This is a genomic window from Pontimicrobium aquaticum (assembly GCF_005047595.1).
Classification (GTDB): Bacteria; Bacteroidota; Bacteroidia; order Flavobacteriales; family Flavobacteriaceae; genus Pontimicrobium; species Pontimicrobium aquaticum.
The window spans coordinates 178,962-201,980 of record NZ_SUPL01000005.1 but is presented as its reverse complement, the minus strand read 5'-3'; the positions used below and the strand labels follow the sequence as shown (position 1 = coordinate 201,980).

25 protein-coding genes are annotated in these 23,019 nt (G+C 32.7%); 21 read left to right on the top strand and 4 right to left on the bottom strand.

Annotation, left to right across the window (positions count from 1 at the left end; translation table 11 throughout):
- Positions 1-81 precede the first annotated feature (81 nt).
- The 4 genes from E5167_RS10645 (at position 82) to E5167_RS10630 (ending at position 3,599) form a co-directional block, all read left to right on the top strand.
- On the top strand, positions 82-423 hold the full coding sequence (locus E5167_RS10645) for a four helix bundle protein (RefSeq protein WP_239021985.1): 342 nt from the start codon (positions 82-84) through the stop codon (positions 421-423).
- 67 nt (positions 424-490) lie between these two features.
- Entirely contained in the window at positions 491-1,477 is a 987-nt protein-coding gene (locus tag E5167_RS10640; protein WP_136843882.1) for a UDP-glucuronic acid decarboxylase family protein, read from the top strand.
- Between the two features lies 1 nt (position 1,478).
- Positions 1,479-2,831: an undecaprenyl-phosphate glucose phosphotransferase gene (locus E5167_RS10635; RefSeq protein ID WP_136843880.1), complete on the top strand. Its 1,353-nt coding sequence runs from the start codon at positions 1,479-1,481 to the stop codon at positions 2,829-2,831.
- On the top strand, positions 2,832-3,599 hold the full coding sequence (locus E5167_RS10630) for a glycosyltransferase family 2 protein (protein WP_136843878.1): 768 nt from the start codon (positions 2,832-2,834) through the stop codon (positions 3,597-3,599).
- A gap of 115 nt (positions 3,600-3,714) precedes the next feature.
- Here the strand turns inward: E5167_RS10630 and E5167_RS10625 are convergent, their stop codons facing one another.
- Complete coding sequence (locus tag E5167_RS10625; RefSeq protein WP_239021984.1) at positions 3,715-4,989, bottom strand: phenylacetate--CoA ligase family protein; 1,275 nt, start codon at positions 4,987-4,989, stop codon at positions 3,715-3,717.
- 111 nt (positions 4,990-5,100) lie between these two features.
- Here E5167_RS10625 and purD point away from each other — a divergent pair, with 111 nt between their 5' ends.
- Positions 5,101-6,372, top strand: coding sequence for a phosphoribosylamine--glycine ligase (gene purD / locus E5167_RS10620; RefSeq protein WP_136843874.1), 1,272 nt, complete (start codon positions 5,101-5,103; stop codon positions 6,370-6,372).
- Here purD and E5167_RS10615 read toward each other — a convergent pair.
- Complete coding sequence (locus E5167_RS10615) at positions 6,367-6,594, bottom strand: DUF6341 family protein (RefSeq protein WP_136843872.1); 228 nt, start codon at positions 6,592-6,594, stop codon at positions 6,367-6,369. The genes purD and E5167_RS10615 overlap by 6 nt on opposite strands.
- A gap of 44 nt (positions 6,595-6,638) precedes the next feature.
- Here E5167_RS10615 and E5167_RS10610 point away from each other — a divergent pair, with 44 nt between their 5' ends.
- A complete protein-coding gene (locus tag E5167_RS10610) occupies positions 6,639-7,565 on the top strand; it encodes a DUF6427 family protein (protein ID WP_136843870.1) in 927 nt (308 codons plus the stop codon).
- On the opposite strand, the gene upp is transcribed toward E5167_RS10610, so the two are convergent.
- Complete coding sequence (gene upp, locus E5167_RS10605) at positions 7,554-8,210, bottom strand: uracil phosphoribosyltransferase (RefSeq protein ID WP_136843868.1); 657 nt, start codon at positions 8,208-8,210, stop codon at positions 7,554-7,556. The genes E5167_RS10610 and upp overlap by 12 nt on opposite strands.
- Positions 8,211-8,280: 70 nt before the next feature.
- Between upp and E5167_RS10600 the strand changes: the two genes are divergently transcribed.
- Entirely contained in the window at positions 8,281-8,889 is a 609-nt protein-coding gene (locus E5167_RS10600; protein WP_136843866.1) for a DUF4254 domain-containing protein, read from the top strand.
- 132 nt (positions 8,890-9,021) lie between these two features.
- Entirely contained in the window at positions 9,022-10,056 is a 1,035-nt protein-coding gene (locus tag E5167_RS10595; RefSeq protein WP_239021983.1) for a glycosyltransferase family 9 protein, read from the top strand.
- A gap of 196 nt (positions 10,057-10,252) precedes the next feature.
- Here E5167_RS10595 and E5167_RS10590 read toward each other — a convergent pair whose 3' ends face one another.
- Positions 10,253-11,308: a ferredoxin--NADP reductase gene (locus E5167_RS10590; RefSeq protein ID WP_136843864.1), complete on the bottom strand. Its 1,056-nt coding sequence runs from the start codon at positions 11,306-11,308 to the stop codon at positions 10,253-10,255.
- Between the two features lie 107 nt (positions 11,309-11,415).
- Between E5167_RS10590 and E5167_RS10585 the strand changes: the two genes are divergently transcribed.
- From E5167_RS10585 to E5167_RS10525, 13 genes are all read left to right on the top strand, one after another.
- Positions 11,416-12,891, top strand: a complete 1,476-nt coding sequence (locus E5167_RS10585; protein ID WP_136843862.1) for a DUF5687 family protein — start codon at positions 11,416-11,418, stop codon at positions 12,889-12,891.
- A 23-nt stretch (positions 12,892-12,914) separates the two neighbouring features.
- A complete protein-coding gene (locus tag E5167_RS10580) occupies positions 12,915-13,610 on the top strand; it encodes an ABC transporter ATP-binding protein (RefSeq protein ID WP_136843860.1) in 696 nt (231 codons plus the stop codon).
- A 117-nt stretch (positions 13,611-13,727) separates the two neighbouring features.
- Complete coding sequence (porW, locus tag E5167_RS10575; protein WP_136843858.1) at positions 13,728-16,259, top strand: type IX secretion system periplasmic lipoprotein PorW/SprE; 2,532 nt, start codon at positions 13,728-13,730, stop codon at positions 16,257-16,259.
- A 21-nt stretch (positions 16,260-16,280) separates the two neighbouring features.
- Complete coding sequence (locus E5167_RS10570) at positions 16,281-16,706, top strand: bactofilin family protein (RefSeq protein ID WP_136843856.1); 426 nt, start codon at positions 16,281-16,283, stop codon at positions 16,704-16,706.
- Complete coding sequence (locus E5167_RS10565; RefSeq protein WP_262709583.1) at positions 16,663-16,899, top strand: AtpZ/AtpI family protein; 237 nt, start codon at positions 16,663-16,665, stop codon at positions 16,897-16,899. The genes E5167_RS10570 and E5167_RS10565 overlap by 44 nt, the downstream gene beginning before the upstream one ends.
- The gene (locus E5167_RS10560; RefSeq protein ID WP_136843853.1) at positions 16,896-17,294 is read left to right on the top strand and encodes a hypothetical protein; all 399 of its coding nucleotides are present in this window, start codon (positions 16,896-16,898) and stop codon (positions 17,292-17,294) included. The genes E5167_RS10565 and E5167_RS10560 overlap by 4 nt, the downstream gene beginning before the upstream one ends.
- Positions 17,295-17,398: 104 nt before the next feature.
- The gene (atpB, locus tag E5167_RS10555; protein ID WP_136843851.1) at positions 17,399-18,490 is read left to right on the top strand and encodes a F0F1 ATP synthase subunit A; all 1,092 of its coding nucleotides are present in this window, start codon (positions 17,399-17,401) and stop codon (positions 18,488-18,490) included.
- A 34-nt stretch (positions 18,491-18,524) separates the two neighbouring features.
- Positions 18,525-18,716 (top strand): ATP synthase F0 subunit C, encoded by a 192-nt coding sequence (gene atpE, locus E5167_RS10550; RefSeq protein WP_076698954.1) that lies wholly within the window; start codon positions 18,525-18,527, stop codon positions 18,714-18,716.
- Between the two features lie 85 nt (positions 18,717-18,801).
- Entirely contained in the window at positions 18,802-19,302 is a 501-nt protein-coding gene (locus tag E5167_RS10545; protein WP_136843848.1) for a F0F1 ATP synthase subunit B, read from the top strand.
- A 6-nt stretch (positions 19,303-19,308) separates the two neighbouring features.
- Positions 19,309-19,845 (top strand): ATP synthase F1 subunit delta, encoded by a 537-nt coding sequence (gene atpH, locus E5167_RS10540; RefSeq protein WP_136843846.1) that lies wholly within the window; start codon positions 19,309-19,311, stop codon positions 19,843-19,845.
- Between the two features lie 27 nt (positions 19,846-19,872).
- On the top strand, positions 19,873-21,453 hold the full coding sequence (gene atpA / locus E5167_RS10535; RefSeq protein WP_136843844.1) for a F0F1 ATP synthase subunit alpha: 1,581 nt from the start codon (positions 19,873-19,875) through the stop codon (positions 21,451-21,453).
- Between the two features lie 72 nt (positions 21,454-21,525).
- Complete coding sequence (gene atpG / locus E5167_RS10530) at positions 21,526-22,386, top strand: ATP synthase F1 subunit gamma (protein WP_136843842.1); 861 nt, start codon at positions 21,526-21,528, stop codon at positions 22,384-22,386.
- Positions 22,387-22,511: 125 nt separating this feature from the next.
- Positions 22,512-23,015, top strand: a complete 504-nt coding sequence (locus E5167_RS10525) for a hypothetical protein (RefSeq protein WP_169301416.1) — start codon at positions 22,512-22,514, stop codon at positions 23,013-23,015.
- The last annotated feature ends 4 nt before the right edge of the window (positions 23,016-23,019 follow it).

The following is a 23,019-nucleotide window of genomic DNA, read 5'->3' as shown; positions in this document are numbered from 1 at the left end:
TGATATAATGACCAATGATATAGTGAGTTAATGAGTGATGTAAATAATCAAATGACAGAAAGAGAAATGTTTGTTGAGAGCATGAAACAAAGAACCAAGAAGTTTTCTGTGGATATTATATGTTTTTGTGATTCATTAAAACCTAACAAGGCATCATCAGTTATCACGTATCAATTGGTTAAATCGGCTACATCAACTGGCGCAAATTATCGTGCGGCATGTAGAGCAAGATCTAAAAGAGAATTTTTTAGTAAAATATGCATTGTCGTAGAAGAGGCTGATGAATCAGAATTTTGGTTAGAGGTCATAAAAGACACGGCTTTGTCCAGTCAAACAAATGAATTTGAAAGACTTTTAGCAGAAGCAAATGAGATAATAAAAATAGTATCTAAAGCAAAAAGCTCAGCGTATGGTAACAAATAGACCCTTAATGCTTTCGGCATTCCATCATTCCATCATTATGTCATTCCGTCATTCAACCATTTAACCATTGAAAAGAGTTTTAATAACAGGAGCTGCAGGATTTTTAGGATCGCATTTGTGCGACCGATTTGTCAATGAAGGGTTTTTCGTCATTGGCATGGATAACTTTATTACGGGTGACGTTTCTAATATTTCCCATCTTTCTAAGCACCCAAATTTTAAGTTTATTGAACATGATGTTACCGAGTTTATTGCTATAGAAGGCGACTTGGATTACATCTTGCATTTTGCCTCTCCAGCAAGCCCTATTGATTACTTAAAAATACCCATTCAAACACTTAAAGTAGGATCTTTAGGAACTCATAATTTATTAGGGTTGGCTAAAGCCAAACAAGCGCGGATTTTAATTGCTTCAACATCTGAGGTATATGGTGACCCATTAGTACATCCGCAATCTGAAGAGTATTACGGAAATGTTAGCACCATAGGTCCAAGAGGCGTGTATGATGAAGCCAAACGTTTTCAAGAATCCATTACCATGGCTTACCATAGATTTCATGGATTGGAAACCAGAATTGTACGAATTTTTAACACCTATGGTCCAAGGATGCGATTAAACGACGGACGCGTGATTCCTGCTTTTATGGGACAAGCATTACGTGGTGAGGATTTAACCGTTTTTGGGGATGGCTTGCAAACGCGATCGTTTTGTTATGTTGACGACCAAGTTGAAGGGATTTATAGGTTACTGTTTAGTGATTATGTGTACCCCGTTAATATTGGAAATCCTGATGAAATTACTATCTTGGAGTTTACTAAAGAAATTATTAAACTTACAGGAACAAATCAGAAGATCGTTTTTAAGGAATTGCCTATAGACGACCCGTTACAGCGACAACCAGATATTAGCTTGGCAAAAAAGGTCTTAGACTGGGAGCCTCAAATTGGAAGAAGTGAAGGCATGAAAAGAACGTTCGAATATTTTAAAAGTTTATCTAAAGAAAAACTTTATAAAAGAGAGCATAAAGATTTTACCAACCATATAAAAAAATAATGTGGCCTATAAACAACGACGATATTCAAATTTAATCACACCATTATTTTTCTTGGCAGACTTGTTAATTATTATTAGCATCCTTCCTTTTTTTGCAATTAATATTACAGATATTTATGTTTTTCTAGCCTATATTTCTTTATCCTGGGCTGTCATTTCTTTTAAGAATCACTATTATAATGTGCGCAGACATACTAAGGTTGTGCAATTATTTATAATCCTCTTTAGGCAAATTATTTTATATGCATTAATGGCCTATGCATTTATAGGCTTTTTTAAGCAACCCAATATTAGTCGTTTAGCTCTAGGACAGTATTTAATGGCTGTTTTTTTATTACTATTATTATTTAAGATTTCATCATTCTTTTTACTGAAAAAATATCGATCAAAATTAGGAGGTAATAGAAGAAATGTGATTGTGATTGGTGACAATGAAAAGGTAAGACAGCTAATAGATATTTTTAAATACAGACCAGAATTTGGTTATAGTTTTATAAAGCAATTTGAGGTTGAAAAAAATGACAATGATTTAACCAAGTGTTTTAATTATATAATTGATAATAATATAGATGAGATATATTTTTCAGCATCACAATTGTCGAATAAGCAAATAAATGATCTAGTAGATTTTGCAGACAATAATTTGAGAGAGGTGAAGTTTATTCCTGATAACAAAGATATCTTTACCAAGAAATTGAAGTATGAATATTACGATTATATCCCAATCTTATCTATAAGAACCATCCCTCTTCAAGAACCAATAAATACATTTATTAAAAGGTTATTCGATATCATTTTTGCCTCTGCAATTATAGTTTTTATTTTATCTTGGTTAACACCTATTCTAGCAATTATTATAAAACTAGAATCTAAAGGACCAGTGTTTTTTAAGCAAACAAGAAATGGGTTTAACTATAAAGAGTTTGCGTGTTATAAATTTAGATCAATGACTCCTAATAAAAATGCACATTTACATCAAGCGACCAAAGGAGACCATCGAGTAACAAAAGTTGGAAAGTTCATACGAAAAACAAGCATTGATGAGCTACCTCAATTTTATAATGTATTATTTGGAGATATGTCTGTAGTAGGTCCAAGACCACACATGGTAAGCCATACAGATATGTACGCACAACGCATCGATAAATTTATGGTGCGTCATTTTGTAAAACCTGGTATTACTGGTTTGGCGCAAGTTAGTGGTTATAGAGGTGAAGTTGAAACCGATAAAGATATTATTGGAAGAGTAAAGTTTGATATTTTTTATATCGAAAACTGGTCTATATTCCTTGACTTGAAAATAATACTACAAACCTTTATAAATGCTTTAAAAGGAGAAGAAAAAGCTTACTAGATGGTTTCAATTATAATGCCATCATACAATTCAGAACCATATATTGCAGCTTCTATAACATCTGTAATCAATCAAACATATCAAGACTGGGAACTCATTATCGTTGATGATGCTTCTACTGACAATTCCTATAACATCATTTCAGAGTTTTCCAAAAAAGACAATCGGATAAAACTCATAAAGCAAACTCAAAACCTTGGTGCTGGGGCAGCAAGAAACACAGCCATTAAAGCAGCCAAGGGTAATTACATAGCTTTTTTAGACTCTGATGATATTTGGAAACCCCATAAGTTAGAAAAACAACTAGAGTACATGAGGTCTAAAGCCAAAGCTATCTGTTTTTCATCCTATGAACTTATTAATGAAGAAGGTAAGCCTTTAAATAAAATTGTAGAGGCTTTACCTAAACTGTCTTACAGAAAACAGTTGAAATGCAACTACATAGGTAATTTAACAGGCCTTTATAATGCTGAAAGGCTGGGAAAGATATATATGCCAGGGATAAAAAAGCGACAGGATTGGGTGATGTGGCTCAATGCCATAAAAAAAGGAGGTAAAGCCATAGGCATTAAGGAATCTTTGGCCTATTATAGAGTTAGAAAAGGGTCTGTGTCCTCTAATAAATTTGCATTGGTAACACATAATTTTAATATGTATAATAAAGAATTAGGATTTGGTTTTTTTAAATCAGTAAAGTATTTAGTGTTGTTTTTCTATGAATACTTCTTTGTAAAATCAAAGCAAACAAAAAGAATAAAACCCACTTAGTTTAACTATTTATTTGTCACTTCGAGTGAAATTCAGAATGAATTTTGTATCGAGAAGTGTTTCATAAAAAAAGAAACAACATTCATGTTGACAAATTGTTTTTGCATTATATAACCTAATTAATATGCGACGTAAACTGCTTCAGTTTACCTTTTTTAGTACGTTGTAAACTGTTTTTTTTAGTAAAGAGAATTTCAATTCCAGGTTCTAAGTATGTTTCAGAGGCATTTTTAATTGTTGTTTTCTGATTTTCATTTAATTCGTAATCAGCAACATACTGAATTTCAAACGTATTTAGTGTGTGCTGTATCACTTTAATTTCCTGAATTAATCCATCATCTTGCATTACAGATTTTGTAACGTAGTAAAATGATAGTCCAGGTGCTGTTTTTCCGCTAGGTAGTGTTACATAATCCTCTTTTCTTCCAACAAGTGTTTTCAATACCGTTAGCTTAGAGTCAATGTGCTCTATGCTGCCTATGTCTCCAATATCATATCTAATAAAAGGATGCGCTTTATTGAATAAATCCGTAATGACAATGCGTCCCTCTTCTCCATAAGGTAAAACATGTCCATCATCATCTAAAATTTCAACATAAAGATTCAAGTTGTTTAATACCCATTGTTGGTTTTTTTCAAGTGCAATTAGTCCAAATTCAGCAGAACCATATTCGTTAACTATGGGAATGTTAAATGCTTTTTCCAGTAATAGTTTATCATCATCCGAAAGCATTTCAGAGGTTGGTAAACATGCTTTTAATGTGGAACAGACCTCTAAAAGAATAATTTCATTTTTTATTAAATACTTAGCAAAGGCAACAATAACCGAAGTATAACCAGTAATAAATTCAAACCTAGTTTTAGAAAATTTTCTAATCCATAGATCAAAGGCCTTTTCAGACAAATCAAACACATTAAATCGATAACGATTAGATATATAATCTTTTAATCGCTCTTTGTAATACCCTTTTTTGTTTAAAGGTATTCCGTAAAAACGCGCTTGTTTTGCATTAAATATAGCGTACCATCCATACCATTCTTTAAATATAGCCCAAGTCATTGCGTGGCAAAATTTGTCTTTAGCAAACATAAAAGGATCACCAGAAGAACCAGATGTTTTGTTAATATAGACATTGTTTACAGTATAACCCTTTGAAAGTCTTTTATGTAATGGTTGCTGTAAATCACGCTTTGTCATAACAGGAACGGTATTCCAATTATTAATATGTATATTTTTTGCAAAGGATTTGTAAAACGAATTATGCTCTAAATGGTATAACAGAATCTCTTGTTTTTTTTGTAGAACATACGCTTTAAAGTCATCATCATTCTTATGCTGAATCATTCTCAACTCGGCATTAGCCTTCTTTATTGGAAAGCCTTGAAGCATTAAGGAAAGATTGAATACATTCAAAATGATTGAGATATTTTTGTAAAGTAAATAAAAAATATTCGTGTATTCGAGGCATTAGTTTTATTTTTGCGCAAACAACAAAAAAACATGACTATTTTAATTCTTGGTTCAGGCGGAAGAGAGCATACGTTTGCTTGGAAAATTGCCCAAAGTCCTTTATGTAAATCACTTTATGTTGCTCCTGGAAATTCAGGAACAGCTCAAATAGCTACCAATGTCAATATAGGTGTAACCGATTTTGAGGCTATAAAATCGCTAGTAATGGAAAAAAGCATTGATATGGTTGTTGTTGGACCAGAAGACCCTTTAGTGCAAGGGATTCAAGACTTCTTTAAAAATGATAACGAGCTAAAACATGTTGCAGTTATTGGACCAGAAAAAGCAGCCGCTGAATTAGAAGGCAGTAAAGAATTTGCCAAAGAGTTTATGCAGCGTCACAATATCCCAACAGCTGCTTACCAAAGTTTTAATGCTTCAAATGTGGAAGAAGGTTATGCGTTTTTAGAAACCTTAAACCCTCCTTATGTTTTAAAAGCAGATGGATTAGCGGCAGGAAAAGGGGTGTTGATTTTAGAAGATCTGGAAGACGCTAAAACAGAATTAAAACACATGTTGGTAGATGCTAAGTTTGGCGCAGCAAGTTCTAAAGTGGTCATTGAAGAGTTTTTGGATGGTATTGAGTTAAGTTGTTTTGTGTTAACAGATGGGAAAAACTATAAAATATTACCTACAGCAAAAGATTACAAACGCATAGGGGAAGGTGATACGGGCTTAAATACTGGTGGTATGGGAGCAGTGTCTCCAGTACCTTTTGCTACACCAGAATTTTTAAACAAAATAGAAGAACACATTGTTAAACCGACCATTCTAGGATTACAAAAAGACAATTTACCATATAAAGGCTTTGTGTTTATTGGGTTGATAAAAGTTGGTGATGATCCCAAAGTGATTGAATACAATGTACGAATGGGAGATCCTGAGACAGAAGTGGTATTGCCGAGGCTTAAAACCGATTTAGTTGAAATTTTTCAAGCTATCTCAAATCAAACATTAAACAAAGTAGATATAGACATAGATGAACGTGCAGCCACTACAGTCATGTTAGTATCTGGAGGTTATCCAGAAGCCTATGAAAAAGGAAAAGTAATTACAGGTGTAGAAAATATTGAAGATTCCATACCTTTTCACGCTGGCGCAAAAATAGATAATGGTAGCATAGTAACTTCAGGAGGTCGCGTTATGGCTATTACTAGTTATGGAACAACCTATAAAGAGGCCATAAAAAAATCTTACCAAAGCATAGAAAAACTACATTTTGATAAGATGTATTATCGTAAAGATATTGGGTTCGATTTATAGATAAGAGTGCGAAGTGATGCTTTTATCTTCTTCATTTCTATCATTAAACCCTTTAAGTTGTAGCATCCAATATGTAAATGCAGCCATACCAATAATGATAAAAATCCAAGATATAATATTAGCAGCCCACCAATTGTCAAGCTCTAGAATTCTTAAAGCATCTAGTGGTGCAAATAAAACATCTACAAATAAATCTTGTATAGCGTAAAAAAAGTCTTTCATTGTAATAGTATTATATTTACATGGCAAATATACGAACTCTTTAAATGATTACAAGATTTTTTAGCACTTCTAAACCAATTCATTTAGTCCTTGTGTCTGTTTTTGTTTTTGGACTATTTTTAATGGTGAGATTAGGGTATTATAATGAAGGTGTTAGTATTACTCAAATACTTAAAGAAGTAATATTATATGGCGTAACGCTTTTGTCTATTTTTGTATTATCTTTTGTTGTAAATAAGAATAACCTAACAAAAAAGAACAGTTTTAAAATACTGTTGTTCAGCTTGTTTTTAGCTTGTATTCCCGAAACATTACAGCACGGAAATATTATTGTTTCTAATGTGTTTGTCTTATTTGCTATAAGACGAATTATAAGCTTAAAATCAAACTTAAATATTAAGAAAAAACTATTTGATGCTGCTTTTTGGATTGCTTTAGCTTCACTATTTTACTTCTGGTCCATTTTGTTTCTAATCCTTGTATTTTCTGCACTTATTTTGTTTTCAATAACAAAATTAAATAATTGGATGGTTCCTTTTATTGCAATTATAGCTCTTGCATTAATAATTGTAAGTTATAATATCATTACAAACGATATTTATTATGATTTAAACAAATATCTAGATTCGGTTAGCTTTAATTTTTCAAACTATGACAGAAGTAGTTTAATTGTTGTACTGTCAATTATACTGTCACTAGGGCTTTGGGCTTTATTCTTTTACATCAAAAAACTGCCTGATAAGTCAAGAGCTTTTAGACCAGCTTTTGTGTTAATATTAATAGCATTACTTACAGGCGTTGTGATTATTGTAATATCTCCAAATAAAAACGGAAGCGAGTTTATTTTTCTATTTGCACCCTTAGCTATTATAATGACAAATTATATTGAGTCTGTAAAAAAACCGTGGTTATCTGAGGCTTATTTATGGATGTTACTTTTAGCGCCTTTAGCTGCTGTATTAATTTCTTAATTTAGTACCATAAGCTAAGTCGCCAGCATCTCCTAAACCAGGAACAATATACCCTTTATCGTTTAGTTTTTTATCAACGGTTGCAATCCATAAATGGGTGTTTTCAGGAAAACAATTTTTAATATAGTTTACACCAGCATCAGCACCAATAACACTCAAAATATGCACGTTTTTTGGAGTTCCGTGCGAAAGCAGTGCTTCGTAAGTTAACGCTAACGACTTTCCTGTTGCTAACATTGGGTCAACTAACAAAAGTGTTTTGCCATCTAATTTAGGGCTTGCAATATACTCTACAACTATTTCAAAATCTTTATCGTTTAAGTGATGCCTGTAAGCTGATATAAAGGCATTTTCAGCACTGTCAAAATAATTTAAAACACCATTATGTAGTGGTAAGCCTGCTCGCAACACAGAGCAAATTACAATGTCGTCAGAAATTTTATTTAGGGTCGAGCTTCCTAAAGGTGTTTTTGCATTTACTGAATTAAAAAGCAACGTCTTACTCATTTCATAGCTTAAAATTTCACCAATGCGCTCAATATTTCGCCTAAAACGCATTTTGTCATTTTGAACAGAAATATCTCTAATTTCAAATATAAAATTGTTTAAAACGGAGTTGTCTAAAGAAAGATTATGGATATACATTTTGAAGAATTATGGTTGAGTAAAGTTAATTAAATAGAAGTATATTTGCACTCATTATAATTACAAAGTTATGTTTTCAGATAAAGCAAATGCAATTTTTAAAGAGGTTATAAAAACGTATAAAGTTAAAAATACTGTTGACCAACCATTTACTAATAAGTATGATAAAAATGATGATGTAATAGCACATTTATTATACAGAAAATGTTGGATTGATACTGTGCAATGGGCTTACGAAGACATTATTAGGGATCCAAATATTGAACCAGAAGCAGCTTTAAAGCTAAAGCGAATGATTGATGCTTCTAATCAAGATAGAACAGATACGGTTGAATATATTGACAGCTATTTTTTAGATAAGTATAAAGATGTAACAGTAAAACCAAATGCTAAGATTAACTCAGAAAGTCCAGCTTGGGCTATTGACAGACTATCTATATTAGCTTTAAAGATTTACCATATGCACCTTGAAACTGTTAGAGATGATGCATCTGATGAACATAAAAGTGCATGTCAAAAAAAGCTGGATGTTTTACTTGAACAACGTGTGGATTTATCGACAGCTATTGATGATTTGCTAAAAGATATTTCCAATGGCGATAAATACATGAAGGTGTATAAGCAAATGAAAATGTATAACGATGATGAGCTTAACCCTGTACTTCGTGGAAATAAATAAATGTGTCATTACAAGGAGAGAGGCACGAACCACAAAGTAATCTCATAAATATATAGACAGATTGCTTCACTTTAACTTCGACAAGCTCAGTCTAACAGCTCTCAATGACGAAGTCTATTTTAGATTATTTTAATGCAAGATTTACCAAAACACATACTTGTTATTCGCTTATCAGCAATGGGAGATGTCGCTATGACAGTTCCCATATTACGTCAATTCACTAAGCAATATCCAAGTGTTAGGCTTACAGTACTTACCAAGAGCTTTTTCGCACCCTTTTTTAGAGATATAGAGAATGTGTCTGTGCATGCAGTAGATGTAAAAGGAAAGCATAAAGGAATTTTAGGTCTTTATAAATTATCAAAAGAACTAAAAAAACTAAAGTTTGACGCCATTGCAGACTTGCATAATGTACTTAGAAGTAAAATGCTTAAACTTTTTCTAATTAATAAAAAGTGTATTCAAATAGACAAAGGAAGAGCAGAAAAAAAAGCACTTATAAAAGGAAAACTATTTAAACAACTTACAACTACACACCAACGATATGCTGAAGTTTTTGACAAGTTGGGATATCCTTTAGATTTAAGCACACCTGTGTTTTCAGAAGCAGCAGACATAACGGATAAACTTAAAGAAGTTACAGGAAATAAAAACAAACCCTGGATTGGTATTGCGCCTTTTGCTGCCTTTAAAAGCAAAACATATTCCTTGTCACTTATGCAAGAGGTAATCACATCACTTAGTAAAACAAACTCTATTTTATTGTTTGGAGGAGGCAAAAATGAAATTAAGGCTTTAGAAACAATTGCCAATTCGAACATAAATATAATTAATCTTGCAGGAAAACTATCGTTAGATGAAGAGTTGGATGTTATTTCAAATTTAGACCTGATGATTTCCATGGATTCTGGAAATGCACATATTGCAGCAATGTTTGGGGTTGAGGTTATAACACTTTGGGGTGTGACACACCCTTATGCTGGTTTTTACCCTTTTAATCAAAACCCTGAAAATGCATTATTGGCAAACAGAGATAAATTTCCTTTAATACCAACGTCTATTTATGGCAAAACCTTTCCTGAAGGGTACGAAGATGCTATAAATTCGATATCACCTCAACAAATAATTTCTAAAGCAACATCTATGCTACAAAAAAGCCTCACATAAAGTGAGGCTAGATTAAACGTTTTTAAATAGACATAGATAATCCTAAAAAAAGATTAACGCTTAAATCTATAGCTAAGGTATTTGTTTTTAATTCACCTAAAAACTTTGTGTGAGAAAATTTGCACTCAATTCGATGAAATACATATTTTATATGCTTAAACGTAAATTAGTTGGTTGAACAACCAAAACAATGCGTTTAAACATCATCATAATCAACTACAATTTTAGAAGTAGTTGGGTGTGCTTGACATGTTAAGACAAGTCCCTCAGCTAATTCACTATCAGTTAAAATATTGTTTTGGCGCATAGTGGCTTCACCTTCTTTAACTCTCGCAATACAGCTACTGCAAATACCACCTTGACAAGAGTATGGCACATCTAGATCTTCATCTAAAGCAGCTTCTAGTATGTTTCTTTTTTGAGACATTTCAAAAGCTGTCTCTTCATCATCAACAATTACCGTAATATGTGTATTGCCTTCAGAAAGTGTCTCAGAAATAGCTTCACTGGCTTTAGCTGCTTTAAATAATTCATAATGAATAATATCTTCTGGAATATCATGCTCATTTAGTACATCTTTTACGGCGTGAATCATACCTTCAGGACCACAAAGATAATAAGCATCTACAGAAATGTGCTTATGCTTATTCTTCATAACATAGTTGACAGTACTTTTTTCTATACGTCCAAAAATTGCATCATCTTCATCAGCTTGACTAAATACGAACTGAATGGAAAAACGGTCTTTGTACTGATGTTGAAGTTCCAATAATTCATTTAAGAACATGGTGTCCTTGGTGGTTTTGTTGCCATAAACCAAAATAACTTTACTATGTACTTCTTCTTCCAAAGCACACTTTATAATGCTTAATATTGGCGTAATACCACTACCAGCTGCAAAAAGAGCTATGTTTTTAGTTTTTTTGTCATTAGGCTCAAAAACAAAACGACCTTTGGGTGGTGCAACTTCTAATGAGTCGCCAACCTTTACTTGATTATTTGCATAAACTGAGAAAGTTCCGTTGTCAACCTCTTTTACAGCCACTTTTAAATCGTTGCTTTTTGGTGACACACATAGTGAATAATCTCTCCTTATCTCGTTGCCGTTTATAGATGTTTTTAACGTAATGTATTGCCCAGCTTTAAAGGCAAAAGTATCTTTTAAGTTATTAGGGACTTCAAAATTTATAGTAACCGCTTTATCGGTTTCCTTTATGATTTCTTTTATAGTAAGCGTATAGAATTGTGACATTTGAAAAATATTTTTTGGCAAAAATAGTGAAGTAATTAGTTAATTTTTAATTTAGACTGTAACAAATTGACTACAATTACAACAAATAGATTAAACACAACCCAAACATGATTAAACATTTTTTAAGTTTAGAGTGGAAACAGTTTAAACGCGCTTCATATTTTCAAAAAGGACTTGCTATTAAAATTTTACTTTTCCTTGCAGTGTTATATTTTGGAGGAATAGCAATTTTTATGGGAGGCGTTATGTTTTTTGCGCTTGAAAAAACATTTCCAGATATAGACCCAATAGTTATGGTAAACAATTTTTTAATCTATTGGATATTGTTTGAACTAATGATACGGTATTTTATGCAGCAACTTCCTGTCATGAATATTAAACCCTTAATGATAATTCCTATAACACGAAACTCTGTTATTCATTATTTGTTGGGAAAAACAATACTTTCGTTTTTTAATTTTATTTCACTGCTTATATTCCTTCCTTTTTCAATTGTATTATTATTTCAGGGATACCCTGTGGTGAATGTTGTTTTATGGTTTTTTGCAATAATGTGCATTAACATGTCTATTAATTTCTTAAATTTTTTAATCAACAAAAGCAATACAGTATTTTATGGAATTGCATCCTTAGTAATCATAATTGTTGTGTTGAGATATTTTAACATTTTTGACATTACTGAACCAGTTGGAGTGCTATTTAATGGGTTATACAATCAGCCATATTTAGCAATTATTCCTTTCTTGATAATGATAGGATTGTATAAAGTTAATTTCGATTTTATTAGAAAAGGGTTCTACCTAGATGGCGCCATTTCTAAAAAGACAAAAGAAGTACACGCAACTGATTTAAGCTGGATGAATCGCTTTGGTAATCTTGCACCATTCTTAAAAAACGATATAAAAATGATAACACGAAACGCAAGACCTAAACAGGTGGTAATGATGTCGTTCTTTTTCCTGTTTTATGGATTGTTTTTTTTCACACAAAGCGTATATATAGAAAAAATGCCCTACATTTTAGCTTTTGCAGCAATGTTCATTACTGGTGGATTTTTATTGAGTTTTGGTCAGTTAGTGCCATCTTGGGATAGTGAGTATTATAAGATGTTAATGAGTCAAAATATTCCATACAGACAATATTTAGAGTCTAAATGGTATTTAATGGTGGTTGCGGTAGCTGTTTCATTTATCTTAAGCACACCTTACATCTATTTTGGATGGGATATTTATTTAATGATTGCAGCAGGAGCATTATTTAACATAGGGTTAAATACGTTTATCACCCTTTTTGGAGGTGCTTTAAATAGAGTGCCAATTGAATTAAATACTAAAGCAAAAGCATTTAGTAATACTAACGGATTTAATCCCACCCAATTATTAATTGCATTACCTAAAATGCTATTACCAATTTTAATATTTTTTATTCCTTATCATTTTATAAGTTTTAATGCAGGACTAATAGCCTTGGCCTTAACTGGTGCATTAGGAATAGTATTTAAAAATTTCTTTTTAAATAAAATTGAAAATATTTATCAAAAAGGAAAGTATAAAACCGTAGCTGCGTTTTCAGAGAAAAAATAAGCCAATAAAAAACAAAAACAATAATGATAACAGTTAACAATTTATCAAAGTCATATAATGGCGTACAAGTACTTCACCTTGAAAACTTAGACATACCTAAAGGACAAAGTTTTGGACTTGTAGGTAATAATGGTGCAGGAAAAACAACATTTTTTAGCTTGCTCCTAGATTTAATTCAGCCAACAACAGGCTATATTAAAAGTAAGGACATTCTAGTTAATGAAAGTGAAGCGTGGAAACCCTTTACATCATCTTTTATAGATGAAAGTTTCTTAATTGGGTATTTAACAGCCGAAGAATACTTCTATTTTATTGGGGAATTACGTGGTCAAAACAAATCTGACGTAGATGCTTTGTTAGCACAGTTTGAAGATTTTTTTCATGATGAAATTTTAGGGAAGAAAAAATATCTTAGAGATTTAAGTAAAGGAAACCAAAAAAAAGCAGGTATTGTAGCCGCACTTATTGGAAACCCTGAGGTTATTATACTTGATGAGCCATTTGCTAACTTAGACCCTACTACTCAAATAAGGCTAAAACAAATCATAAAAGATTTAGCAAAAAAGCAAGGTGTTACTGTTTTGGTGTCTAGCCACGATTTAATGCACGTAACCGATGTTTGCGAACGCATTGTTGTATTAGAAAAAGGCGAAATAGTAAAAGATTTAGCCACTAGTGAAGCGACCCTAAAAGAGCTAGAAGCACACTTTACAAACTAGTATTTAGGCTAAAAGACGACTATTTTTGCAGTTTAAAAGAAAAAAGATGATTATTTTTACGTTTTTGCATAATATTATGCACGGCATTTAGTTATTCATTTACTAAACATACCAACGTTGAAGACATCTTTTAAATCCAAATCTATACTTCTACTTTCTGCTATTGTCATTGCAGGATGTTCGCGCAAAAAAGACAATTTCGTTAGTAGAAACTTTCACGCTGTTGCAACAGAATACAATACGCTATACAACGGTTACAATGTTCTAGAGCAAGGTCGAGAAGACTTAAACAACAATTACCAAGATAACTATTGGGAGATTTTACCAATAGAGCGCATGACGGTTACTGATGAGGTGACACTTCCCGGTCAATCTACAAACAATAACTTTGCTAAAGCTGAAGAAAAAGCCATAAAGGCTATTCAAAAGCATGGAATGAATATTAAAGGGAAGGAGAAAAACCCTCAAATTGATGAGGCTTATTTACTTTTAGGAAAGGCACGTTATTTCGATCAGCGTTTTGTACCATCAATGGAAGCCTTCAATTATATTCTTTATAAATATCCAGCAAGCGATAAGATCAATCAAGCCAAAATTTGGAGGGAAAAAACTAACTTACGCCTTGAAAATGATGAATTAGCAATAACCAATTTAAAACGCTTATTGTTTCAAGAAGAATTAAAAGGTCAAGATCTAGCCGATGCAAGCTCTATGTTGGCTCAAGCGTACATCAACACAAAATCGCTAGATAGTGCTATCACACAATTAGAAATAGCTTCCAATGCCACAAAAAGTAACGACGAACGTGGTCGTTATAAGTTTATTCAAGGACAATTGTACAATGCACTACAAAAACCAGACAGTGCTAATATGGCATTTGAGAAGGTGATTGAACTGAACAGAAAAACGCCTAGAATTTACATGATTAGTGCACAAATCGAAAAAGCAAAGAATTTCGATTATAACAGTGGTAATAAGATGGAGTTTCTTGAGCTATTGACAGACCTAGAAGAAAATAGGGAGAATAGACCATTCTTGGATAAGATTTACTATCAAATTGCCGAATATCACAAAACCAATGAATCGGATACCATAGCGGCATCATATTACAATAAATCACTTCGAACAGGTTCTAGAGATAACATGTTAAATGCTATGAGCTATCAAAACTTAGGAAATATGAGTTTTGATAAGACGGAATACAAAAATGCTGGAGCGTATTACGATAGCACCATGCTTAATTTAAAGCAAAACACTAAATTATTCAGGGAAATTAAGCGTAAACGGGACAATTTGGATGATGTTATTTTTTATGAGGATGTTGCTGTAAGAAATGATAGTATTTTGAGTTTAGTAAATATGTCTAATGAGGAAAGAGTAACATATTTTACTGACTATACCAACAAACTAAAAGAAAAAGCCGAAGCTTTAAAGGAAGAAGCTGAAACAGCTAAACTCATTGCAGAGCAAACATCAAAAAATAAAAATACAAATATAAACTCAAGAGGTCTTGAAAAGACATCAACTTTCTATTTTTACAATCCAGTAACGGTTGCTTATGGTAAAAACGAATTTTTACAAAACTGGGGAGAACGTCAGCTTCAAGATAATTGGCGATGGTCTAATAAAGGAGGCGTAAGCACAAACCAAAATGTAAATGCAAGTGAGTTAACTTCTACAAAAGATAGTGAACTGTTTTCACCGGAATTTTATATTTCAAAAATACCAGTTGAACAAAAAGCCATTGACAGCTTGATGAAGGACAGGAATTTTGCTTATTACCAATTAGGGTTGATTTATAAAGAAAAATTCAAAGAATACCATTTAGCTAAAGATAAACTTCTAGGACTTCTAAAAAGCAATCCAGAGGAGCGTTTAATACTCCCTTCAAAGTATAATTTATACAAAATTTATGAGTTATTAGGAGAGAATGGAGAGGCAGAAATAGCAAAAAACGACATCATTACAAACTACCCAGATTCTAGATATGCAGCCATTTTAATGAACCCTAATGCAGATTTGGGTGAGGACGAAAACAGTCCGGAGTATATTTATGAAACACTTTACAAAAAATTTAAAGATCAAGACTATGCGAATGTAATTGAACAATGCGACACTTATATTTCAAGGTTCGAAGGCGAAAAAATAGTACCTAAATTCGAATTTTTAAAAGCAGTGTCTAAAGCACGACTTTATGGGTTTGAAAGCTACAATGAATCTATAAACTATATTGCTTTAAACTATCCAAACAGTCCAGAGGGAGCAAAAGCTCAAGACATGCTAGAAAATGTCATGCCACTTTTGTCTAAAAGCGAATTTCAAAGCAACGAAGGCTCTAAACACTTTAAAGCAATCTATCAATTTACAGATGCTGAAAATGAAGAAATTGATGAGTTTATTAAAAAATTAAACGAAGCTGTCAGTAAAATTGAATACTTCGAATTAAGCACTTCAAAAGACATGTATAATGAAAACACTATCTTAGTAGTGGTACATGGTTTAAGAAGCATTCAAGCTGCTAATGGATTTGGAGAATTATTAAAGGAGAAAAAGCAAAATATCAACAGAGAGTATTTTGGTATTTCATCTCAAAACTATCAAATAGTTCAAATTCATAAAAACCTAGACGAATATTTAAAATCTTTATAGAAACGATTAATAGCTAAAATTATGTTTTCAGATGGTAAAAGAGGAAGAGGAGATGTTGTTGAATCTTCCACACAACAAAACAGAATAGCACAAGGCACTACAATTGTTGGCGATATTGTTAGCGAAGGAGGCTTTAGAATAGATGGTGCTATACAAGGCACTTTAAAAACACCAGGGAAAGTGGTGGTAGGTAAATCAGGAATTATTAATGGAACTTTAGAAGGTACAAATGCCGACTTTGAAGGACGATTTTCTGGAAAAATGAAATTATCAGGCGTGTTGTCTTTAAAATCTTCAGCATTTATTGAAGGCGAGGTAGAAATTGGCAAACTTGCCGTAGAACCTGGAGCAACATTTAATGCAGTTTGTAATATGAAAGGCGCTGTAAAAGAACTTAATAAGGGTGAACAACGAAAACCAGGATCAGAAACCGAAAAATCAGCTTAAAAACGCAATAGTACTTACAGGAATTGCTATCCAGATGGGAGTTACAATTTACTTGTTTGTTTTTTTAGGGAAATGGCTGGATTCTGAATACAATGATGGCAATAAATTATTTGTCATAATTGGCACCTTGTTAGGCGTAGCAGTATCTTTGTATGCAGTCGTTCAGCAACTTAACCGATTTAATTCTAAATGAATAATACCATAGTTCGTTTTGTTATTCTTACAGTTTTAGTTTTAGGAAGTGTTTTTGCGTTACACCTCTTTTTACTTAACTACTTGAGCCTTCCATTATTAGACAATAAAATTATCTTATCTTATGCTATAAATGCAACTTTAGCAATTGTTATAGTAACAGTACTATATTTATTAAAAGAAAAATATAAAAGCCAATTAGGGTTTTTATTTATGGCAGGAAGTGCCTTAAAGTTTTTTGTTTTTTTTTTTGTTTTTTATCCTTACTATAATCTTGATGGAGATGTCGAAACATTAGAGTTTTTTGCCTTTTTTTTACCTTATGGTTTATCTTTAATTTTAGAAACCATCACACTTTCTAAATTTCTAAATAAATTAGATTCACCAGCATCCTAAAATCATTAAATTCAATCATAAAAATAAAGTGAAAAATTGTTTTTGTTTTTGAGATAAAAACATACCTTTGCAGCGATTTTTAAGCCACTATTATATAGAGTGATATGCGAAGAAAAATATCTTTAAAACCAATTACACTATTATTACTTTTAATAACTTTTGTCTCATATGGAGCTGAAGGAGGTTCAAGCAGTGAATCAGGAACTGATAAAGAAACCGAAATAAAGGAATATATTCAACACCACTTACAGGACTCTTACGATTTTACGTTATTCTCGTGGACAACAGATTCTGGAGAACATAAATACTTTGGGTTTCCATTACCTGTAATAATTTGGGATAATGGCTTAAAAGTGTTTTCATCATCTAAGTTTCATCACGGTGAAGCGGTAGCTGAAGTAGGTGGTAATTATTACAAAGTACACCACTCTAAAATATACAAAGTAGATGGGTTAAATGGTGAAATTATTGAAGATGCAGATCACCACGCTACTAACGAAAAGCCTTTAGATTTTTCAATCACAAAGAATGTAACCATGATTATGATGGTGTTTTTAATTATGTTCTTTATGTTTAAAAAAATGGCATCTGCGTATCAAAAAAATAGAAACTTGCCAAAAGGTATGGGGCGCTTATTAGAGCCAATAGTACTATATATTCGTGATGATATAGCACGACCAAACATTGGAGAAAAAAATTACAAAAGATATATGAGTTATTTATTAACTGTATTCTTTTTTGTGTGGATTGTAAACTTATTTGGATTAACACCAATAGGTATGAACGTAACGAATAACATTGCCGTTACCTTTTGTTTAGCAATCATCACCTATTTAATCACAACATTTACAGCAAAAAAAGATTATTGGAAACATATCTTCTGGATGCCAGGAGTTCCAGTTCCAATGAAAATTATATTAGCACCAATTGAGTTGTTAGGTACGTTTATTAAACCTTTCTCATTAATGATTCGTTTGTATGCAAACATTACAGCGGGTCATATCGTAATGATGAGTTTAATAGGAATGATGTTTATATTCAAAAACTGGATTGGGACACCACTATCATTTGCTCTTGCTTTCGTTATCGGAATCCTTGAGTTATTGGTAGCAGCACTTCAAGCATATATCTTTACAATGCTATCGGCCTTATATTTTGGTTCGGCAGTAGAAGAGCATGACCATGAAGCACATTAATAAATTGAATGTTTAATTTTTAATATATATAAATATGGAAATTCCAGCTATCGTAGGAGCAGGTTTAGTAGTAATTGGAGCAGGAATCGGAATCGGTAAGATTGGTGGTTCAGCTATGGAAGCAATTGCGCGTCAACCAGAAGCTACAGGAAAAATTCAAACAGCGATGCTTATTGCAGCCGCTTTAATTGAAGGTATTGGATTTGCTGCATTATTTGCAGTTTAACAACACAAAGAAGAAACAGCTATAGCGGTTGGTTATAGCTGTTCTTTTAAATTAAACAGAAATTATTTTATTATAACTTATAATTATGGAAAAGTTACTTGAAGAGTTTTCGTTAGGATTGTTTTTTTGGCAAGCTGTTTTATTTATAGCATTAGTTTTCTTATTAAAGAAATTTGCTTGGAAACCAATTTTAGATTCAGTAAACGATAGAGAAGAAGGTATTAAAAGAGCATTAGATTCTGCTGAAAAAGCAAAATTAGAAATGCAAAATCTTCAGGCTGATAACGAAAAGCTTATAAAGGAAGCAAGAGCAGAACGTGAAGCGATGCTTAAAGAAGCTCGTGACATCAAAAATAAAATGATTGACGATGCTAAAGAAGAGGCTAGAGAAGAAGCAGGAAAGCTAATAGCACAAGCGCAAGCATCTATTGAAACAGAAAAGAAAGCTGCTATTACCGAATTAAAGTCGCAAGTAGCTAATTTATCAATTGAGATTGCAGAAAAGGTAGTTCGTGACGAATTATCTAATAAAGACAAGCAAGTAAAGCTAGTAGAGTCTATGTTAGGTGAAGCAACTTTAAACTAGAGTTAGATGGCAGGAACAAGAGCAGCAATACGTTACGCAAAAGCAATACTTAGTTTAGCTAGTGACCAACAAGCAGCAGACGCTGTAAATAACGACATGAAGTTAATTGCAGCTACTATTGAAGATAATTTAGAATTAAGTCAGATGCTAAAAAACGCGATCGTTAAATCGGAAGCAAAGAAAATAGCATTGACTCAAATTTTCCCAAATATAAATAGTATTAGCTCAGAAGTATTCACTTTATTAATGTCTAACAAAAGAATAGACATTTTAGGTGATGTTGCATCAAAATATAATCAATTGTTTGATGAGTTAAACGGAAAACAAATAGCAGAAGTAACAACTGCAATTCCTATGACCGACGATTTAGAACTAAAAGTTCTTGCAAAAGTAAAAGAGCTTACTAGTAAAGCAGTAGAGTTAGAAAATACAGTAGATGAAAGCATTTTAGGTGGTTTCATTTTGCGTGTTGGAGACAAGCAATATGACGCTAGCGTTTCTAACAAATTAAATAAGTTAAAAAGAGAATTTACATTAAACTAAGATATTTTTATCTAAACAAATAATAAGATGGCAGAAGTAAAACCAGCTGAAGTATCAGCAATCTTAAAACAACAACTAGCAGGATTTGAGGCTACAGCATCTTTAGATGAAGTAGGAACAGTATTAACTGTTGGTGATGGTATTGTACGTGCATATGGACTTTCAAACGCTCAGTATGGTGAGCTAGTAGAATTTGATGGAGGTTTAGAAGGAATTGTACTTAACCTTGAAGAAGATAACGTAGGTATTGTATTATTAGGACACTCTAAAGCAGTTGCTGAAGGTTCTACAGTTAAACGTACTGGTCGTATCGCATCTATTAATGTAGGTGAAGGTATTGTTGGTCGTGTTGTTGATACCTTAGGAGCACCTATCGATGGTAAAGGACCTATCTCTGGAGATACATACCAAATGCCACTAGAGCGAAAAGCACCTGGTGTTATTTACCGTGAGCCAGTAACTGAGCCATTACAAACAGGTATTAAGTCTATCGATGCAATGATTCCTGTAGGTCGTGGACAACGTGAACTTGTTATTGGAGACAGACAAACTGGAAAAACAACCGTTTGTATTGACACCATCTTAAATCAAAAAGAATTTTACGATGCAGGTGAGCCTGTATATTGTATATATGTTGCAGTAGGGCAAAAAGCATCTACTGTAGCAAACATTGCTAAAGTATTAGAAGAAAAAGGAGCACTTGCTTATACAACTATTGTAGCTGCAAACGCATCAGATCCTGCAGCAATGCAGGTTTATGCACCTTTCGCTGGAGCTTCTATTGGAGAGTATTTCAGAGATACTGGTCGTCCAGCTTTAATTATCTATGATGATTTATCTAAGCAAGCGGTTGCTTATCGTGAGATCTCATTATTATTACGTCGTCCACCAGGACGTGAGGCGTATCCTGGAGACGTGTTCTACTTACACTCGCGTTTATTAGAGCGTTCTGCAAAAGTAATTAATGATGATGCGATTGCTAAAGAAATGAACGACCTTCCAGATTCTTTAAAACCAATGGTAAAAGGTGGAGGTTCTTTAACGGCATTACCAATTATTGAAACGCAAGCAGGTGATGTATCAGCATATATTCCAACTAACGTAATTTCGATTACTGATGGGCAGATTTTCTTAGAGTCAGATTTATTTAACTCTGGTGTGCGTCCAGCTATTAACGTAGGTATTTCTGTATCTCGTGTTGGTGGTAATGCTCAGATTAAGTCGATGAAAAAGGTAGCAGGTACTTTAAAGCTGGATCAAGCGCAATTCCGTGAATTGGAAGCATTCGCTAAATTTGGTTCAGACCTTGATGCGGCAACATTAAACGTTATTGAAAAAGGAAAACGTAACGTGGAGATCTTAAAGCAAGCTCAAAACGATCCGTTTACAGTTGAAGATCAAATTGCTATTATTTATGCAGGATCTAAAAACTTATTAAGAGACGTTCCTGTAGAGAAAGTAAAAGAATTTGAAAGAGATTATTTAGAGTTCTTAAGAGCAAAACACGCAGATGTTCTAAATACTTTAAAATCAGGAAAATTAACTGATGAGGTAACAGATACATTATCAAATGTAGCTAAAGACTTATCAGCAAAGTATAAAGCATAAATAGAATTTAGTATTGAGTAGTGAGATAAGATTGTCTCACTACTAATTACTCATTACTAAACACTAACATATATGGCAAACTTAAAAGAAATACGTAACAGAATTTCATCGGTGTCTTCAACGATGCAGATTACTAGTGCCATGAAAATGGTATCGGCTGCAAAGTTAAAGAAAGCACAAGATGCAATTACTGCAATGCGTCCTTATGCTAATAAGTTAACTGAGCTTTTACAAAACCTTAGTGGAACTTTAGATGCAGATTCTGGGAGTAAATACGCTACACAACGAGAGGTAAATAAAGTTCTTATCGTAGCTATAACGTCTAACAGAGGATTGTGTGGTGCATTCAATTCAAACATTATAAAAGAAGTAAGTAAGTTAGCTACTGAGAAGTACACTAATCAAGAAGTATCTTTTGTTGCAATTGGAAAGAAAGCTAACGATGCGTTTAAGAAGACAAATAAAGTAATTGCTAATAACAGTGATGTATTTGACGATTTAACCTTCGATAATGTAGCGAACATTGCACAAATGTTAATGGATAAGTTTGTTGAAGGCGAGTACGATAAAATAGAAATCGTTTATAACAAGTTTAAAAATGCTGCAACACAAATTGTAATGACAGAGCAGTTTTTACCAATTGTACCAATAGAAGGAAGCTCAAACAACAATCAAGACTACATTTTTGAGCCTTCAAAAGTAGAGATTGTAGAAACTTTAATACCTAAGTCATTAAAAACGCAGTTGTACAAATCTATTAGAGATAGTTTTGCTAGCGAACATGGTGCTCGTATGACTGCTATGCATAAAGCAACAGATAATGCAACGGAATTAAGAGACCAATTAAAGTTAACTTATAATAAAGCGCGTCAAGCGGCTATTACCAATGAAATTCTAGAGATTGTTGGTGGTGCTGAAGCTTTAAATAACTAAAATGTTATTCTAAGCGTAAGCGAAGAATCTATATAATAATATAAAGCCTCACTTAAAGTGAGGCTTTTTTATGGCGCAGTTATTGTTTTAGTATCTTTATAATAAATATTTTGATAATGAAAATGATGAAGCACATCTTTAAACTAGTATCACTTACGGTTATTATGTCTAGTTTTTCTCAATGCTCTAGTGCACAAAAATTTCAAAAGGAAGCACCAACAACTTTTGGGGATGTTTACTGTAAACAATGGGTTTCTGGTGTTGCTGAAGGTCCTTCAGGATTAGATATTTTTATTGAAATAAAAGATTTAGAATTCCAACCAGATAGTGTTTTCTTTAGAGGAAAAGTGACAAAGCTTAAAATAAATCCTAATAATGAAACGCAATATATAGGAAGCTTTCAATCTCCTCCTAACTACTCTCGAGATATTGTTATGAGTAGTGACTCTAAAGCGGAGTATGGAAATAAAATCCCACAAAAACCCATAAAAATTCCGTTTGAATTAAAGCATAATGAGTGTGTAATCAGCTATAAAGTTAATGGAAAAACAAAGTATTATAAATTGACTAATGTAAGAGAAATACACTCAATAGACGTTCCAATGTCTCCAGCATCAAATAATAACTAATGTT

Bases quoted from the DNA above. Each gene is read 5' to 3' on its own strand.
- E5167_RS10645 (WP_239021985.1), top strand. From the start codon at position 82: ATGAAACAAAGAACCAAGAAGTTTTCTGTGGATATTATATGTTTTTGT.
- E5167_RS10630 (WP_136843878.1), top strand. From the start codon at position 2,832: ATGGTTTCAATTATAATGCCATCATACAATTCAGAACCATATATTGCA.
- E5167_RS10625 (WP_239021984.1), bottom strand. From the start codon at position 4,989: ATGCTTCAAGGCTTTCCAATAAAGAAGGCTAATGCCGAGTTGAGAATG.
- purD (WP_136843874.1), top strand. From the start codon at position 5,101: ATGACTATTTTAATTCTTGGTTCAGGCGGAAGAGAGCATACGTTTGCT.
- E5167_RS10615 (WP_136843872.1), bottom strand. From the start codon at position 6,594: ATGAAAGACTTTTTTTACGCTATACAAGATTTATTTGTAGATGTTTTA.
- E5167_RS10610 (WP_136843870.1), top strand. From the start codon at position 6,639: ATGATTACAAGATTTTTTAGCACTTCTAAACCAATTCATTTAGTCCTT.
- upp (WP_136843868.1), bottom strand. From the start codon at position 8,210: ATGTATATCCATAATCTTTCTTTAGACAACTCCGTTTTAAACAATTTT.
- E5167_RS10600 (WP_136843866.1), top strand. From the start codon at position 8,281: ATGTTTTCAGATAAAGCAAATGCAATTTTTAAAGAGGTTATAAAAACG.
- E5167_RS10595 (WP_239021983.1), top strand. From the start codon at position 9,022: ATGCAAGATTTACCAAAACACATACTTGTTATTCGCTTATCAGCAATG.
- E5167_RS10590 (WP_136843864.1), bottom strand. From the start codon at position 11,308: ATGTCACAATTCTATACGCTTACTATAAAAGAAATCATAAAGGAAACC.
- E5167_RS10585 (WP_136843862.1), top strand. From the start codon at position 11,416: ATGATTAAACATTTTTTAAGTTTAGAGTGGAAACAGTTTAAACGCGCT.
- E5167_RS10580 (WP_136843860.1), top strand. From the start codon at position 12,915: ATGATAACAGTTAACAATTTATCAAAGTCATATAATGGCGTACAAGTA.
- E5167_RS10570 (WP_136843856.1), top strand. From the start codon at position 16,281: ATGTTTTCAGATGGTAAAAGAGGAAGAGGAGATGTTGTTGAATCTTCC.
- E5167_RS10560 (WP_136843853.1), top strand. From the start codon at position 16,896: ATGAATAATACCATAGTTCGTTTTGTTATTCTTACAGTTTTAGTTTTA.
- atpB (WP_136843851.1), top strand. From the start codon at position 17,399: ATGCGAAGAAAAATATCTTTAAAACCAATTACACTATTATTACTTTTA.
- atpE (WP_076698954.1), top strand. From the start codon at position 18,525: ATGGAAATTCCAGCTATCGTAGGAGCAGGTTTAGTAGTAATTGGAGCA.
- E5167_RS10545 (WP_136843848.1), top strand. From the start codon at position 18,802: ATGGAAAAGTTACTTGAAGAGTTTTCGTTAGGATTGTTTTTTTGGCAA.
- atpH (WP_136843846.1), top strand. From the start codon at position 19,309: ATGGCAGGAACAAGAGCAGCAATACGTTACGCAAAAGCAATACTTAGT.
- atpA (WP_136843844.1), top strand. From the start codon at position 19,873: ATGGCAGAAGTAAAACCAGCTGAAGTATCAGCAATCTTAAAACAACAA.
- atpG (WP_136843842.1), top strand. From the start codon at position 21,526: ATGGCAAACTTAAAAGAAATACGTAACAGAATTTCATCGGTGTCTTCA.
- E5167_RS10525 (WP_169301416.1), top strand. From the start codon at position 22,512: ATGAAGCACATCTTTAAACTAGTATCACTTACGGTTATTATGTCTAGT.